The following is a 14882-nucleotide window of genomic DNA, read 5'->3' as shown; positions in this document are numbered from 1 at the left end:
TTCCCCTCACCCAGCAAGGCAACACTGGAGAACCTTTCCCTCAGAAGCAACTCCAAAATGCCATCCTTCGACTACGACCTCGTAGTATCCGGTGCCAGCTTCGCCGGCGCAGCCTGCGCCCTGGCCGCCGCCCGCGCCGGCCTGCGCGTCCTGGTCCTCGAACGCAAGACCGACCCCGGCGAAAAACTCCATACCACCGGCATCCTGGTCAAGGAAGCCATCGAACAAACCTGGCTGGGCCGCGCCCCCGCCGATTGCGTACACCGCGTCGAACGCGTGCGACTCTATTCACCACGCCTACGCAGCCTCGACCTGGCCGCCCCAGGCTACTACTTCCACACCACCGACACACCCAATCTGATGCGCTGGCTAGCCAACGAGCTGGTGCGCCACGGGGCCACGCTGCGCCTGGGCCAGTCGTTCATCCGCGCAATCCCACGCCACGGCGGCTGGCACGTAACCGGCGTCGGCACCACCCGCTACCTGATCGGCGCCGACGGCGCCAAATCGCGCGTGGCGCAATGCGCAGGTCTCGGCCGCACACACAATTTCCTGTATGGCATCGAATACGAATTCCCCGGGCTATCCCTGCCAGACCCCGCCATGCTCCATTGCTTCATCACCCGCCGCTTCGCGCCCGGCTACATAGGCTGGATCGCACAGAATCCCACCGGAGTCCAGGCCGGCCTGGCACTGCGCTACCTGCCGCGCCACGGCCGCGCACCGGATCTCGATGGCCTGCTCGCCCATGTACGCACCCGCGCCGGCCTGCCCGAACTGACGCAGCCCGCCGCCACGCGCGCCGGGCTGATCCCATGCGGCGGCCCCGCCATGCCGCTCGCGCGCGACGGCGTGATCCTGACCGGGGATGCCGCCGGCATCGTCTCCCCGCTGACCGCGGGCGGCATCCACTACGCCTTTGCCCATGGCGAATCAGTCGGCAACGCCATCGCCGAACACCTGCTGCACAACGGCCCGGCGCCGGAAGCCGTGGCCACCGCCAGCGCGCCGCGCTTTCGCGGCAAGCGCGCGCTGCGCTGGATGTTCGACCGCTTCCAGTGCGACTGGCCCTTCGACCTGCTGCTGTACTCGCCGCCGCTGCGCTGGGCCGCCGAGCAGATCTACTTCCACAAGCGCCGCGGCGACCAGGCCGCGCCGCCGCCGCGCACGGTGCCCAGCTTGTGACGTGGAATAGAATGCCGGGCATGGAACAACCACGCATCCTGGTGGTGGAAGACGAGCAAGCCATCGCCGATACCATCCTCTACGCCCTGCGCACCGACGGCATGCATGCGCAGCACTGCACCCTGGGCAGCGCCGCGCTGGCGCGGATGCGCGCCGATCCGGCCGACCTGGTGATCCTGGACGTGGGCCTGCCCGATGCGAACGGCTTCGAGGTCTGCCGCACGCTGCGCACCTTCTGCGATGCACCGGTGATCTTCCTGACCGCGCGCCATGAAGAGATCGACCGTATCGTCGGGCTGGAGATCGGCGCCGACGACTACGTGGTCAAGCCGTTCTCGCCGCGCGAGTTGGCCGCACGCGTGCGCGCCATCCTGCGCCGGGCGCGCGGCGGCGGCGCCCCCACTGCCCAGCCTTCTGGCGATGCCGCCTTCACCCACGACAAGGACGGCGCACGCCTGGCCTATCGCGGCCGCTGGCTCGACCTGACCCGCTACGAGTACCTGCTGCTGGCACTGCTGGTGGCGCACCCAGGCCGCATCTACACCCGTGCGCAGCTGATGGAACTGGTCTGGCAGGATGCGCTCGACACCAGCGACCGCACCGTCGACACCCATATCAAGACGCTGCGCGCCAAGCTGCGCGACGCCACGCCGGAAGGTGAAGGCGCCGAGCGTATCCGCACGCATCGCGGCATGGGCTACTCGCTCGACCCGCTGCAGCCCTGAGCGCGCGCCATGCGGATCGGCCTGCGCATCTTCTTCGGCTTTTTCCTGATTGTCGGCCTGGCGACGGTGCTGACGCTGCGCGTCTTCGTGCAGGAGGTCAAGCCCGGCGTGCGGCAGGCGATGGAAGACACGCTGATCGACACCGCCCACGTGCTGGCCGCGCTGGCCGCCGACGACATGAAGGCCGGCCGCATCGCCGACGGCGATTTCGCGCGGCGCATGGCGGCGCTGCGTGAGGCGCCGGTCAATGCCAACGTATGGGGCCTGCACAAGGACAGCATCGGCTATCGCGTCTATGTCACCGACGCCAGCGGCACCGTCCGCTACGACTCCACCGGCACCGACCTGGGCCGCGACTATTCGCGCTGGAACGATGTCTACCTGACGCTGCGCGGCCAGTACGGCGCGCGCAGCACGCGCAGCGACCCGGACGACGAGGCCAGCACCGTGATGTACGTGGCCGCCCCGATACGCGATGGGGACCGCATCATCGGCGCGCTCACGGTGGCCAAGCCCAATGCCACGATGGCGCCCTTTATCGCGCGCAGCCAGCACCGCATCCTGCTGTACGGCGGGCTGCTGATCGGCACCGCGTGCGTGATCGGGCTGGCCTGCACGCTGTGGCTGGTGCATGGCCTGCGGCGGCTGCGCGGCTATGCGCGCGCGGTGGCCGCCGGCGAGCGCGCCGAGATGCCGCTGCGCGGCACCAGCGAGCTGGCCGACCTCGGCCGCGCGGTGCAGGGCATGCGCGAGCGGCTGGAAGACAAGCAGTATGTCGAGCACTACATCCACACGCTGACGCACGAGATGAAGAGCCCGCTGGCGGCGATCGGCGGCGCCGCCGAACTGCTGCAGGAAGACATGCCGGCGGCGGACCGCGAGCGCTTCGTCGCCAATATCCGCGCGCAGTCGGGCCGGCTCGAAACCACGATCCGCAAGCTGCTGGCACTGGCCGAGGTGGAGCAGCGCCAGCGGCTGGAAGCGCGCGAGCCGGTGCCATTGGGCGAACTGCTGGCGCAGCTGTGCGCCGGGCTGGAGCCGCGCGCGCGGCAACGTGGCGTGGCGCTGCGGCTGGAGGCAATGCCGGGCCCCGACGTGGTGGCGGGCGACCCCTTCCTGCTGCGCCAGGCCATCGCCAACCTGCTGGAGAACGCCATCGACTTCGCGCCCGCGGACAGTGCCATCGCGGTGCGGCTGGAGCGGCGCGGCGTGCAGCTGGCGGTCACCGTCGCCGACGACGGCCCCGGCGTCCCCGACTACGCGTTGCCGCGCGTGTTCGAGCGCTTCTACTCGCTGCCGCGCCCGCAGGGCGCCGACAAGAGCACTGGCCTGGGCCTGTGCTTTGCGCGCGAGGTGGCGGCGCTGCATCATGGCAGCGTAACCCTGGCCAACCGGCCGGGCGGCGGCGCGCTGGCCGAGCTGACGCTGCCCGCGGCCTGACCCGCCTGCCATGGCGCGCGGATCGGCATAGACTGGGGCTTCTAGCGACGCACCCCAGAAACTCCCTATAATCGAACGACCGTTCATTTAGGGCACCGCCAACGTGCCCCTCAGTGGTTCAGGAGACACCATGCCCGCCGCCAAGCAACTGCCCCAGGTCCTGCAGAACCTGGCCCTGCCCGTGATTGCCTCGCCCATGTTCATCGTCAGCTATCCCGAGTTGGTGCTGGCGCAGTGCAAGGCAGGCATCGTCGGTTCGTTCCCCGCGCTCAATGCGCGTCCGGCGGAGCTGCTCGACGAGTGGCTGACGCAGATCGAGGAAGAGCTGGCCGCGTTCAAGGCCGCCAACCCTGGCGCACCGGTGGGACCGGTCGCGGTCAACCAGATCGTGCATGGGTCCAACGCGCGGCTCGAGCACGACATCAAGGTCTGCGTCGAGCACAAGGTGCCGGTCTTCATCACGTCGCTGCGCGCCCCGCCCAAGGAACTGATCGACGCGGTGCACAGCTACGGCGGCATCGTGCTGCATGACGTGATCAGCATGCGCCATGCCGAGAAGGCGATCGAGTCCGGCGTCGACGGCCTGATCCTGGTGGCAGCCGGCGCCGGTGGCCACGCCGGCATGCTGTCGCCGTTCGCGCTGGTGGGCGAGGTGCGCAAGATCTTCGACGGCCCGATCGCGCTGTCGGGCTCGATCGCCACCGGCGAGGCGGTGCTGGCCGCGCAGGCCATGGGCGCCGACTTCGCCTACGTGGGCACGCGCTTTATCGCCTCGCAGGAGGCCCACGCGGCGGAGACGTACAAGCAGTCGATCACCAGCTCGGCCGCCGCGGATATCGTCTACACCAACCTGTTCACGGGCGTGCACGGCAACTACATCCGCGAGAGCATCAGCAACTCGGGCCTGGATCCGGACAACCTGCCGGTGGCGGACAAGACCAAGATGGACTTCTCCAGCGGCAGCTCCAAGGCAAAGGCATGGAAGGACATCTGGGGCGCCGGCCAGGGCGTGGGCCAGATCCACGACATCCCGAGCACCGGCGAAATCGTCTCGCGCATGAAAGCGGAGTACGATGCGGCCAAGGCGCGGCTTGGGATTGCGCGCTGACCGATCCATCACCAGGGCCGCTTAGCGGCCCTTTGTCCGACCATTGCCGCCTTCCTCACCCGACCTTTCGCCCGATCCTGAAGCCGTGCTGAGCCGCCGCCAGCGCGTGCTGCGCGCCGTCTGGGTCTTGCTGGGCGGGCTTAGCCTGCTGCTCGGCGTGATCGGCATCTTCCTGCCGGTGCTGCCGACCACGCCGTTCGTGCTGCTGGCCGCGGCGTGTTTCGCGCGCGGATCGCAGCGCTTCCACGGCTGGCTGATGGAGCATCCGCGCTTCGGGCCGCTGGTCAGCGACTGGCAGCGTTACCGGAGCATCCCGTTCAAGGCGAAGTGCCTGGCGCTGTCGATGATGTGGGTGTCGATGGGGACGACGGCATGGCTGCTGCGGGGGCGGCCGGTTGCGTCCGCGGCGTTGCTGGCCTGTGCGGTGGGGGTTAGCGTGTGGATGATCCGGTTGCCGACGCGGCCGGAGGATGGGGGGAATACTTGACCGTGGTCGATTGCGGCGACTGACTTCGTTGGCGCTTCGGCCCTCTCCCCCACCCCTCTCCCGCTAGCGTCGCTAGCGGGAGAGGGGTGCGACTGCATGGGGTGGCGGCAAGCGCTAACGCACTCGCATACCGTCGGTTTGCTCCCCTCTCCCGCGTGCGGGAGAGGGGCCGGGGCAGAGGGCCGGCGTATCGACGAAGTCCGTCAGCCCAAGCGCACCCCGACCTCATTCATACCGTCGCGCATCCTCGATCACCTTCCCATCCTGCGGCAACGATCCCGCCGCCACGAACGCCACCTCCCCGCGCAGCCGCATCACCTCGCGCAGCGACTCGGCCACTGCACGCTGCAGCTCCGCGTCCTCGCGCGTCGCTTCGCAGCGCAGCGTCATCACGTCCGCGCCCGGAGCGCCAGTCACCACCAGCCGCGCCGCGCGGATTTCCGGATGGCGGCGCAACACGTCGGCCACCTGCCCCGGATGCACGAACATGCCCTTGACCTTGGTCGCCTGGTCGGCACGGCCCAGCCAGCCCTTGAGCCGGATATTGGTGCGCCCGCACGGGCTCGGCCGCTGCGAGGACTCCGCCACCACCGCCGACAGGTCGCCGGTGCCGAAGCGGATCAGCGGATAGTCGCCGTTGCCCAGCACGGTGACCACCACCTCGCCGGTCTCGCCCTCGGCCATCGGCCGCGTGCCGCCCGGCTCGACAATCTCGACCAGCACGCCCTCGTCCACCACCCAGCCGTCGCCGCCCTCGGACTCATAGGCGATCAGTCCGAGATCCGCGCTGCCGTACATCTGCTGCACGCGCACGCCGCGTTGCTGGAACCACGCGCGCAAAGACGGCGGCAGCGCCTCGCCGGACACCAGCGCCTTGGCCAGGCTGGTGCAGGGCATTCCCATCTCGTCGCCGCGCTCCAGCAGCAGCTTCAGGAACGATGGCGTGCCCGCGTACGCCGCCGGCTGCAGGCTGGCCAGCGCCTGCACCTGCGACTCGGTCTGGCCGACGCCTGCCGGGAACACGCAGCAGCCCAGCTTGTGCGCGCCGGTTTCCATCATCATGCCGGCCGGCGTGAAGTGGTAGGAGAAGGTGTTGTAGACCAGGTCGCCGGCACGGAAGCCCGCGGCGTGCATGGCGCGGGCCGTGCGCCACCAGTCGGCGTCGTGGCCGTCGGGTTCGTGGATCGGGCCCGGTGACTGGAATACATGGCGCAGCCTGCCCAGCGGCGTCGCGTTGAGGCCGCCCAGCGGCGGCAGCGCGCGCTGCCGCGCGGTCAAATCGGACTTGCGCGTGACCGGCAGCGCCGCCAGCGCCTCGCGCGAGGTCAGCGTGCGCGGGTCGACGTCGCGCAGCAGTTCCGCGAAGTACGGCGCGTTGTCGCGCGCGTGGGCAACCTGGCGTGCCAGGGCGGCAAGAAGCGCCTGCTCGCGGACTGCCGGCGCGCGGGTTTCGAGCGAATCGAAGTGTTCGGGCATGATTAGTGCTGCCGTGAGTGGCAAATGTTTGCATTCTTGGTCGGGCGCGTCCGAGAAGGGCGCAGAGACCGCAGCGAGCGGGCCGTAGCGAGTCCGAGAGCGCAGCCGTACACCGGTACGGCGAGCATCGCAGGGCTCGATACGGTCCGCGCAGCCGGTCTATGCGCCCTTCTCAGGCCAGCCAGCGCTTGCGCCGGCGGTAGCTCTTCACGTCGCGGAAGGACTTGCGCGCGCCGCCATCCGCGTCGTTGGCGGCCACGCCGAGGTAGAACTCCTTCACGTCCTCGTTGGTGCGCAGCGACTCGGCGTCGCCGTCCATCACCACGCGGCCGTTTTCCAGGATGTAGCCGTAGTCGGCATAGCGCAGCGCCACCATGGTGTTCTGCTCGGCCAGCAGGAAGCTGACGTTCTCGCGCGAGTTCAGGTCGCGCACGATCTCGAAGATCTCCTCGACGATCTGCGGCGCCAGGCCCATCGACGGCTCGTCGAGCAGGATCATCGCGGGCTTGGCCATCATGGCCCGGCCGATCGCGCACATCTGCTGCTCGCCACCCGAGGTATAGCCCGCCTGCGACTTGCGGCGCGTCTTCAGGCGCGGGAAATAGTTGTAGATCTTCTCCAGCTCGTCGCGCGTCTGCGACCGCGACAAGCCACGCGTATAGGCGCCGGTGAGCAGGTTCTCTTCGATGGTCAGGTGCGCGAAGCAGTGGCGCCCTTCCATCACCTGGATCACGCCGCGGCGCACCAGGTCGTTGGGGGTGAGCTGGTCGACGCGGTCGCCGCGATACTGGATCGAGCCCTTGGTGACATCGCCGCGCTCGGCGTGCAGCAGGTTGGAGATCGCCTTCAGCGTGGTGGTCTTGCCCGCGCCGTTGGCGCCAAGCAGCGCCACGATCTTGCCTTCCGGCACTTCGAGCGAAACGCCCTTGAGCACCAGGATCACGTGATCGTAGATGACTTCGATGTTGTTGACGGACAGGAGGCTCATGGTGCGGCTCGGATTGGTGTTGCTGTTACTCGGTAGTTCGCGTTCCTGTCGGTTTGCACCCCTATCCCGCAAATGGGAGAGGGGTGCAAACCTTCAGGATTCAAGAGGCATCAGGACTTCGAGCACCCCGGCGTAATCCCCTTCTCCTTTGCATACTGCGCCGCCGTGGCCTTGAACAGCGGGTGGATCAGGCTCTTGTTGCCCTCGATCCAGTCCGACACCACCACCCACTTGCTGCCGTCCCACTGCTGGATCTTCACCTTGCCCGAGCCCTCGTGGTTCTCGCAGCTGGTCTTGATCTCAGGCAACAGGCCGGTCGCACCCAGTTGCTGCAGGCGCGCGTTGGTCAGGTTCAGGTTCTCGAACGCCCAGCGCATCTGCTCGCCGGTCATGGGCTTGCCCTTGCCGAACTTGGCCTGCGCCACGCGCACCGCCTCCACCGTCACCACCGCTGCGGAAACGCCGCGGTTGTACAGTATCGACCCAATCTTGTTCTTGTCCTGCATGTTGCCCTTGCCGGCGCCGTACACGACTTTCTCGATATCGGCGATCAGCGGCACGCTCTTGCCCGCGACGTTCCAGGTCGCGCTCATGTAGCCCTTGGAGGCATCGCCCGCCGGCACCGTGTCTTCCTCGGAGCCCGCCCACCAGGAGCCGATCATTTTCTCGCGCGAGAAACCCACCTTCTGAGCGGCCTTCAACGCGGTCTGGTTCATCACGCCCCAGCCCCAGAAGATCACATAGTCTGGGTTCTCCTGGCGGATCTTCAGCCACTGCGCGCCCTGCTCGTTGCCCGGGTGCGCCACCGGGATCTCGACAAGGTTGAACTTGTTAAGCCTTGCCTCGGCCTGCAGCGCCACGATCGGCTCCTTGCCATAGGCCGAGTCGTGGTACAGGTAGACGATCTTCTTGCCGGCCAGCGAGCCACCGCTCTTGGAGGCGAGGTACTTGACGATGGCAGAGACCTGCATCTGGTACGTGGTCACCAGCGGGAACGCATACGGGAACACCGAACCATCCACGGCATCGGTGCGGCCGTAGCCCATCATCACCAGCGGCACCTTGTCTGCGGCGGTCTTGTCGACCAGCGCGTAGGAAATGCCGGTGGACATGGCGTGGTACGCCGTGCCCTTGGTGGTGGCGTTCTTGGACTTCAGGCGCTCATAGCACTCGACGCCCTTAGCGTTGTTGTACTCGGTCTCGCACTCTTCCCAGCTCAGCTTGACGCCGTTGACCCCGCCGTCCTTCAGGTTGACGTAGTTGAGGTAGTCGATGAAACCGCCATACCACGACTGCCCGTTGGCGCCATACGGCCCCACGCGATAGCTCGGCAGCGCGACGAACTGCTCATTGCTTTGCGCCAGTGCCGGCACCGCCGGCGCCAGCAGTGCAGCCGCGGCGCTGACCACCAGGGCGGCGCGTTGCACGTTGCGGATCAGGTTGGTCATGACAGTCTCCTTCGCCCTCGGTGGGGCGTTTCGTTATGCGTAAGCTTCAGTACTTCGCTCAGGACCTGCGGTATATGCGGTGAGACAAGAATCCCGCTCCGTCAGTGCGGGAATGGCCACAGCCTCAGCTTCTCCTTGGCGATCTGCCACAGCCGGGCCAGCCCGTGCGGCTCCACGATCAGGAAGAAGATGATCAGCCCGCCGAACACCATCAGCTGGATGTGCGACACCGTGGCATTGGTAAAGGGCAGGTGCAGCAGCCCGGCCAGCGGCGGCAGCACGTTGTCCAGGAAGATCGGCAGCAGCAGGATGAACGCCGCGCCCAGGAACGAGCCCAGGATGCTGCCCACGCCGCCGATGATGATCATGAACAGCACGCGGAACGACAGGTCCAGCGAGAAGCCGTCCGGCTCGACCGAGCCCAGGTAGCAGAATGCGTACAGCGCGCCGGCCACGCCGCAGTAGAACGAGCTGACCGCGAACGCCAGCAGCTTGGTGCGCATCAGCGGGATGCCGATCACTTCGGCGGCCACGTCCATGTCGCGCACCGACATCCAGGCGCGTCCCGTGGCCGAGCGCACCAGGTTCTTGGCCAGCAGCGCCAGCACAGTCACGATGGCCAGCACGAACAGGTACTTCTTTACCGGCGTATCGATGGCGATGCCAAACAGGTCCAGCCGCTGCGCCGTGATCACGCCCGACGAGCTGTTGTTCGAGAACCAGGGAAACTTGGTCAGCGCCCACACCACGAAGAACTGCGCCGCCAGCGTCGCCACGGCCAGGTAGAAGCCCTTGATGCGCAGCGACGGCAGCCCGAAGGCCACGCCCACCAGTGCGGCCGACAGCCCCGCAAGCAGGAATGACAGCAGCACCGGAATGCCTTCGATGCGCAACTGGAAGTTGTAGGCCGCGTAGGCGCCCACCGCCATGAAGGCCGCGGTGCCCAGCGACAGCTGCCCTGCATACCCGGTCAGGATATTCAGTCCCAGCGCCGCCAGCGAGAAGATCAGGAACGGGATCAGGATGGCCGAGAACCAGTATTCCGATCCGACGAACGGGATCGCCACGAAGGCGACGGCCATCAGCACGGCAAAGCCGATGCGGTCCTGGCGGATCGGGAAGATCTGGCTGTCGGCAACGTAGCTGGTCTTGAACTGGCCGGCTTCACGATAAAACATGGCAAGTCTCCTGTGCGAAGTCGGTCAGACGCGGTCGATATGTTTCTCGCCGAACAGCCCTTCGGGCCGCACCAGCAGAAACAGCAGGGCAAACACATACGGGAACCACCCTTCGATGCCGCCGAAATTGCCGCCGAACACCGACTGGAACACGGGCGGGATGTAGATCTCGGCCAGCTTCTCCGACGCGCCGATGATCAGCCCGCCGACGATGGCGCCGGGCACCGAAGTGAAGCCGCCCAGGATCAGCACCGGCAGCGCCTTCAGCGCGGTCAGCGTCAGCGCGAACTGCACGCCATTGCGCGAGCCCCACAACATGCCCGCCACCAGCGCGACAAAGCCCGCCACGCCCCACACGATCGCCCAGATGTTCTGCAGCGGGATGCCCAGCGACAGCGCGGCCTGGTGATCGTCCGCCACCGCACGCAGCGCGCGCCCGACCTTGGTGTACTGGAAGAACAGCGCCAGCGATCCCACCAGCGCGCCGGCAATGGCAGCGGCGGCAAGGTCGAACTTGGAGATGACGATGTTGAAGTTGGTCAGGATCGATTCGATCGGCTCGTCGACGATGCCCAGGTTGATCGGGCGCACTTCATTGCCGAACAAGAGCGGCCCCAGCCCTTCCAGGAAGAACGACAGCCCGATGGTCGCCATGAACAGCGTGATCGGCGGCTGGTTGACCAGCTTGCGCAGCACGAAGCGCTCGGTGCTCATGCCGACCAGGATCATCACCACGAAGGCGCCGATCACCGCCGCCCACATCGGCATGCCCTTGTCCATCAGCCCCACCACCGCCAGCGCGGCAAAGTAGACCATCGCGCCCTGGGCAAAGTTGAACACGCCCGAAGCCTTGTAGATCAGCACGAAGCCCAGCGCCACCAGCGAGTACATCAGGCCGGACAGCAGACCGCCGAGCAGGATTTCAAAGAAGAACGTCATGGTGGAAAACCCCTCAGTGCGATGTGCCCAGATACGCCTTGATGACATCCGGATTGCCCTTGACTTCCTCGGGCGTGCCGTCGCCGATCTTCTTGCCGTAGTCCAGCACCACGACGCGGTCGGAGATGTCCATCACCACGCCCATGTCGTGCTCGATCAGCACGATGGTGGTGCCGAACTGCCGGTTCACATCGAGAATGAAGCGGCACATGTCCTGCTTCTCTTCCACGTTCATGCCGGCCATGGGTTCGTCGAGCAGCAGCATCGAGGGCTCGGCAGCCAGCGCGCGCGCCAGCTCCACGCGCTTCTGCAGGCCGTACGGCAGCCGTCCCACCGGGGTCTTGCGGATCGACTGGATCTCCAGGAAATCGATCACCTCTTCCACCTTCTGGCGGTGGCGCATCTCTTCGTTGCGTGCCGGTCCCCACCACAGCGCGTGCGCGAGCAGCCCGGTGCGGAACTGCGTGTTGCGCCCGGTCATGATGTTGTCGAGCACCGTCATGCCCTTGAACAGCGCGATGTTCTGGAACGTGCGCGCGATGCCCTGCCGCGCGGCGGCGGTCGGGTGCATCTGCTTGCGCTCCTCGCCGCGGAACACGATGCGCCCGTGCTGCGGGTGGTACACGCCGTTGATCACGTTCAGCATCGAACTCTTGCCGGCGCCGTTGGGGCCGATGATGGCGCGGATCTCGTGCTCGCAGACGTCGAACGAGATATCGGTCAGCGCCTTCACCCCGCCGAACGACAGCGAGATATGCTGCAGGTCCAGGATTACCTCGCCGCCGGTGCGGGCTTGCTCGCCGGTGCGCTGCGCGTGATGCGTGCCGGGTTGCGCCCCTCCGTCGTCCGACAGTCCCGCCGGGGACAGCGGGCCCGCGGGCGCCATCGCGCCGCTGCCGCCGGCCGCACTTGCGTCGGTACGTGCCGTGCCGGTCCATTCAGGCTTGCCGGTGCCTTGCCAGGCCACTTGCGTCATGTTGATGCCTCCGCCCTATGCTCTTATGCCGCGCGCGCCGCCGGGGGCTGGCGCTTCGCGTCGACCAGCTTCAGCGTGGCCGACACGCTGCCCTCGCGTCCGTCTTCGAACTTGACGCGCGTCTCGATGAATTGCTCGGACTTGCCCGCATAGAGCGCATCCACCAGCACGCCGTATTTCTCGGCGATATAGCCGCGGCGCACCTTGCGCGTACGCGTCAGCTCGTCGTCGTCGGGATCCAGTTCCTTGTGCAGGATCAGGAAGCGCGCGACCTGCGAGCCGGCCAGCATGGGATCGTTGGCGAGATCGGCGTTCACCTGGTTCACGCATTCGCCGATCATCTCGATCACGTCCGGCTGCGCGGCCAGGTCGACATAGCCCGCGTACGGCAGGTGGCGGCGCTCGGCCCAGTTGCCGACTGCCTCGAAATCGATGTTGATAAACGCGCAGACCTCGCCGCGGCCGTTGCCGAAGGCCACGGCTTCCTTGATGTACGGGAAGAACTTGAGCTTGTTCTCGATGTACTTGGGCGCGAACATCGAGCCGTCGGCGAGCTTGCCCACGTCCTTGGCACGGTCGATGATCTTCAGGTGGCCGTCGGCATCGATCACGCCGGCATCGCCGGTCATGAAGTAGCCCTCGTCATTGATGGCCTCGCGCGTGGCGTCGTCGCGCTTGTAGTAGGACTTGAGCAGGCCCACGCCGCGCACCAGCACCTCGCCGTTGTCGGCGATGCGGATTTCCATGCCCGGCGCGGCCGGTCCCACGGAATCGAACTTGACCTGCCCGTCGGGCTGCAGGCACACGTAGGCGCAAGTCTCGGTCTGGCCGTAGAACTGCTTCAGGTTCACGCCGATGGAGCGGTAGAAGCGGAACAGGTCCGGCCCGATCGCCTCGCCGGCGGTATAGCCCACGCGGATGCGGCTCATGCCGAGCACGTTGCGCAGCGGGCCGTAGACCAGCGCTTCGCCCAGCGCATAGCGCGCGCGCTCCATGACGGACACCGGGCGCCCGTCGAGGATGTCCGCGCCGCAGCGGCGCGCCACGTCCATCGCCCAGTGGAACACCTTGCGCTTGATCCAGCCCGCATCTTCCATGCGGATCATGACCTGCGTCAGCAAGCCTTCATAGATGCGCGGCGGAGCAAAGTAATAGGTGGGGCCGATCTCGCGCAGGTCGGTCATCACCGTCTCGCGCGACTCCGGGCAATTCACCGTGAAGCCCGCCACCATCGCTTGCGCATAGGAGAACAGGTTGTCGCCGACCCATGCCATAGGCAGGTACGACAGCACATCGTCCTTGGCGGTCAGGCCGTCGAACGCGCAGCCATTGCGCGCAGAGCCAATCAGGCCCGCGTGCGAATGGCACACGCCCTTGGGCTTGCCGGTGGTGCCGGAGGTATAGAGGATGATCGCGGTATCGTCGGGCTGGCCCGCGGCAATCGCTTCCTCATAGAAGCCTGGATGCGCCTGGTCGAACTCGCGCCCCAGCTCCTGCAGCCGCTCATACGACATCAGCGAAGGATGCTCGTAGTCGCGCAGGCCGCGCGGGTCTTCATAGATGACATGGCGCACGACGCGGCCGGATGCGGCCAGTTGCGCCTCGACTTCAAGCAGCTTGTCGACCTGCTCCTGGTCCTCGACGATGGCGAACTCGATCTCCGCATCGTTGAGCACGTACACCATCTCGTTGGCGATAGCGTCCTGGTACAGCGGCACCGGCACGCCACCCAGCGCCTGCGCCGCGGTCATGGCCCAGTACAGCCGCGGGCGGTTGTCGCCAACCACTGCCAGGTTCATCCCGCGCTTGAATCCGAGCGCGGCAAGACCACATGCCAGCGCCCTCACTTGCTGTGCCGCCTGGGCCCAGCTGTATGTCTGCCAGATGCCGAGATCCTTCTCGCGATGAGCCGGATGCTCCGGCCGCTGCTGGGCATGCGCCAGCAGCCATCGCGGGAAGGTCGTCGCCGACGATTCCTGCATCGCTGTCTCCTGTCCCTCCGGCGTGGGGGTCCACGCCCGGTGTCAAGCTGCCGGTCCGGTCGTTATACTTGGCTTGCTTTGCCCGGCGGCATCTGCCGCATCGCATCAAGCCCGTCTGTGCCTGGTCTGGAGGGGCCGGGGGAAGCGTCTTCTGCCTTCCCGGCGTGCCCTTCTCTGGCACCCGCGGTTCCGTTGTGATCGTACGATAGCCCATGCCAACCACCCGGGTTGTCACGCCGGTGACAATTCCGGGTTAATCCCTACCGGAGCTTCTGCAGGCCATGCTGAACGATTTTGTCGACCGCTGCGTGTGGGCAGCAGACCTGAGCCCCGAGCAGCGCGAGCGCGTGCGCCGTGCCATGTGCGTGCATGAATACAGCCAGGGCGACTACGTCTGCCACAAGGGCGACAGGGCCGAGCACTGGATGGGCGTGCTGGAGGGCATCGTCAAGATCACCACGGTCTCGCCGTCGGGCAAGTCGGTGACCTTTACCGGCGTGCCCACCGGCGGCTGGTTTGGCGAAGGCGCGGTGCTCAAGTCGGAGATCCGCAAGTACGACGTGATGGCGCTGCGCCGCTCGACCATCGCCTTCCTGCCGCTCGAGACTTTTCAGTGGCTGCTGGAGACCAGCCTGCCGTTCACGCGCTTCCTGCTGACGCAGCTCAACGAGCGCCTCGGGCAGTTCATCGCGGCGGTGGAATATGAACGCTCTCTCGACATCGATTCACGCGTGGCGCGCGCGGTGTCGTCGCTGTTCAATGAGCACCTGTATCCGGGCATCGGCAAGACGCTGGAGATCTCGCAGGAAGAGATCGGCCTGCTCGCCGGCATTTCGCGCCAGCGCGCCAACCAGGCGTTGAAGGTGCTGGAGCAACAGCGGCTGGTGCGGGTCGACTACGGGGTGATCGAGGTGCTGGACCTCGACGGGTTGCGGCAGTACGGGGAGTAG

13 protein-coding genes are annotated in these 14882 nt (G+C 66.8%); 6 read left to right on the top strand and 7 right to left on the bottom strand.

What is annotated here, in order from left to right; translation table 11 throughout:
- Positions 1–57: 57 nt before the first annotated feature.
- The 5 genes from LPA45_RS01285 (at position 58) to LPA45_RS01265 (ending at position 4945) form a co-directional block, all read left to right on the top strand.
- Positions 58–1185, top strand: coding sequence for an NAD(P)/FAD-dependent oxidoreductase (locus LPA45_RS01285; RefSeq protein WP_367394803.1), 1128 nt, complete (start codon positions 58–60; stop codon positions 1183–1185).
- 11 nt (positions 1186–1196) lie between these two features.
- Positions 1197–1910 (top strand): two-component system response regulator CreB, encoded by a 714-nt coding sequence (gene creB / locus LPA45_RS01280; protein WP_367395002.1) that lies wholly within the window; start codon positions 1197–1199, stop codon positions 1908–1910.
- Positions 1911–1919: 9 nt separating this feature from the next.
- A complete protein-coding gene (gene creC, locus LPA45_RS01275) occupies positions 1920–3350 on the top strand; it encodes a two-component system sensor histidine kinase CreC (RefSeq protein ID WP_367394802.1) in 1431 nt (476 codons plus the stop codon).
- Positions 3351–3480: 130 nt separating this feature from the next.
- On the top strand, positions 3481–4458 hold the full coding sequence (locus LPA45_RS01270) for an NAD(P)H-dependent flavin oxidoreductase (RefSeq protein WP_367394801.1): 978 nt from the start codon (positions 3481–3483) through the stop codon (positions 4456–4458).
- 85 nt (positions 4459–4543) lie between these two features.
- Positions 4544–4945, top strand: a complete 402-nt coding sequence (locus LPA45_RS01265) for a YbaN family protein (protein WP_367394800.1) — start codon at positions 4544–4546, stop codon at positions 4943–4945.
- Positions 4946–5170: 225 nt separating this feature from the next.
- Here LPA45_RS01265 and LPA45_RS01260 read toward each other — a convergent pair whose 3' ends face one another.
- The 7 genes from LPA45_RS01260 to LPA45_RS01230 all read right to left on the bottom strand — a co-directional run bounded on the left by LPA45_RS01260 (position 5171) and on the right by LPA45_RS01230 (position 13932).
- Positions 5171–6421, bottom strand: coding sequence for a phenylacetate--CoA ligase family protein (locus tag LPA45_RS01260; RefSeq protein ID WP_317925936.1), 1251 nt, complete (start codon positions 6419–6421; stop codon positions 5171–5173).
- A 172-nt stretch (positions 6422–6593) separates the two neighbouring features.
- Positions 6594–7409 (bottom strand): ABC transporter ATP-binding protein, encoded by an 816-nt coding sequence (locus LPA45_RS01255; protein WP_116316954.1) that lies wholly within the window; start codon positions 7407–7409, stop codon positions 6594–6596.
- Positions 7410–7519: 110 nt separating this feature from the next.
- Positions 7520–8857, bottom strand: a complete 1338-nt coding sequence (locus tag LPA45_RS01250) for an ABC transporter substrate-binding protein (protein WP_116316953.1) — start codon at positions 8855–8857, stop codon at positions 7520–7522.
- A 101-nt stretch (positions 8858–8958) separates the two neighbouring features.
- Positions 8959–10035: a branched-chain amino acid ABC transporter permease gene (locus LPA45_RS01245; RefSeq protein ID WP_116316952.1), complete on the bottom strand. Its 1077-nt coding sequence runs from the start codon at positions 10033–10035 to the stop codon at positions 8959–8961.
- 24 nt (positions 10036–10059) lie between these two features.
- A complete protein-coding gene (locus LPA45_RS01240; RefSeq protein WP_029046687.1) occupies positions 10060–10974 on the bottom strand; it encodes a branched-chain amino acid ABC transporter permease in 915 nt (304 codons plus the stop codon).
- 13 nt (positions 10975–10987) lie between these two features.
- Entirely contained in the window at positions 10988–11950 is a 963-nt protein-coding gene (locus tag LPA45_RS01235) for an ABC transporter ATP-binding protein (RefSeq protein ID WP_116316951.1), read from the bottom strand.
- 23 nt (positions 11951–11973) lie between these two features.
- The gene (locus LPA45_RS01230) at positions 11974–13932 is read right to left on the bottom strand and encodes a long-chain fatty acid--CoA ligase (protein ID WP_116316950.1); all 1959 of its coding nucleotides are present in this window, start codon (positions 13930–13932) and stop codon (positions 11974–11976) included.
- Positions 13933–14213: 281 nt separating this feature from the next.
- Between LPA45_RS01230 and LPA45_RS01225 the strand changes: the two genes are divergently transcribed.
- Positions 14214–14882, top strand: a complete 669-nt coding sequence (locus LPA45_RS01225) for a Crp/Fnr family transcriptional regulator (RefSeq protein WP_116316949.1) — start codon at positions 14214–14216, stop codon at positions 14880–14882.

It is taken from the genome of Cupriavidus sp. Agwp_2, assembly GCF_040784895.1.
In the GTDB taxonomy this organism is placed as follows: Bacteria; Pseudomonadota; Gammaproteobacteria; order Burkholderiales; family Burkholderiaceae; genus Cupriavidus.
This window is presented reverse-complemented; position numbering and strand designations above follow the sequence as displayed.

Bases quoted from the DNA above. Each gene is read 5' to 3' on its own strand.
- LPA45_RS01285 (WP_367394803.1), top strand. From the start codon at position 58: ATGCCATCCTTCGACTACGACCTCGTAGTATCCGGTGCCAGCTTCGCC.
- creB (WP_367395002.1), top strand. From the start codon at position 1,197: ATGCCGGGCATGGAACAACCACGCATCCTGGTGGTGGAAGACGAGCAA.
- creC (WP_367394802.1), top strand. From the start codon at position 1,920: ATGCGGATCGGCCTGCGCATCTTCTTCGGCTTTTTCCTGATTGTCGGC.
- LPA45_RS01270 (WP_367394801.1), top strand. From the start codon at position 3,481: ATGCCCGCCGCCAAGCAACTGCCCCAGGTCCTGCAGAACCTGGCCCTG.
- LPA45_RS01260 (WP_317925936.1), bottom strand. From the start codon at position 6,421: ATGCCCGAACACTTCGATTCGCTCGAAACCCGCGCGCCGGCAGTCCGC.
- LPA45_RS01255 (WP_116316954.1), bottom strand. From the start codon at position 7,409: ATGAGCCTCCTGTCCGTCAACAACATCGAAGTCATCTACGATCACGTG.
- LPA45_RS01250 (WP_116316953.1), bottom strand. From the start codon at position 8,857: ATGACCAACCTGATCCGCAACGTGCAACGCGCCGCCCTGGTGGTCAGC.
- LPA45_RS01245 (WP_116316952.1), bottom strand. From the start codon at position 10,035: ATGTTTTATCGTGAAGCCGGCCAGTTCAAGACCAGCTACGTTGCCGAC.
- LPA45_RS01240 (WP_029046687.1), bottom strand. From the start codon at position 10,974: ATGACGTTCTTCTTTGAAATCCTGCTCGGCGGTCTGCTGTCCGGCCTG.
- LPA45_RS01235 (WP_116316951.1), bottom strand. From the start codon at position 11,950: ATGACGCAAGTGGCCTGGCAAGGCACCGGCAAGCCTGAATGGACCGGC.
- LPA45_RS01230 (WP_116316950.1), bottom strand. From the start codon at position 13,932: ATGCAGGAATCGTCGGCGACGACCTTCCCGCGATGGCTGCTGGCGCAT.
- LPA45_RS01225 (WP_116316949.1), top strand. From the start codon at position 14,214: ATGCTGAACGATTTTGTCGACCGCTGCGTGTGGGCAGCAGACCTGAGC.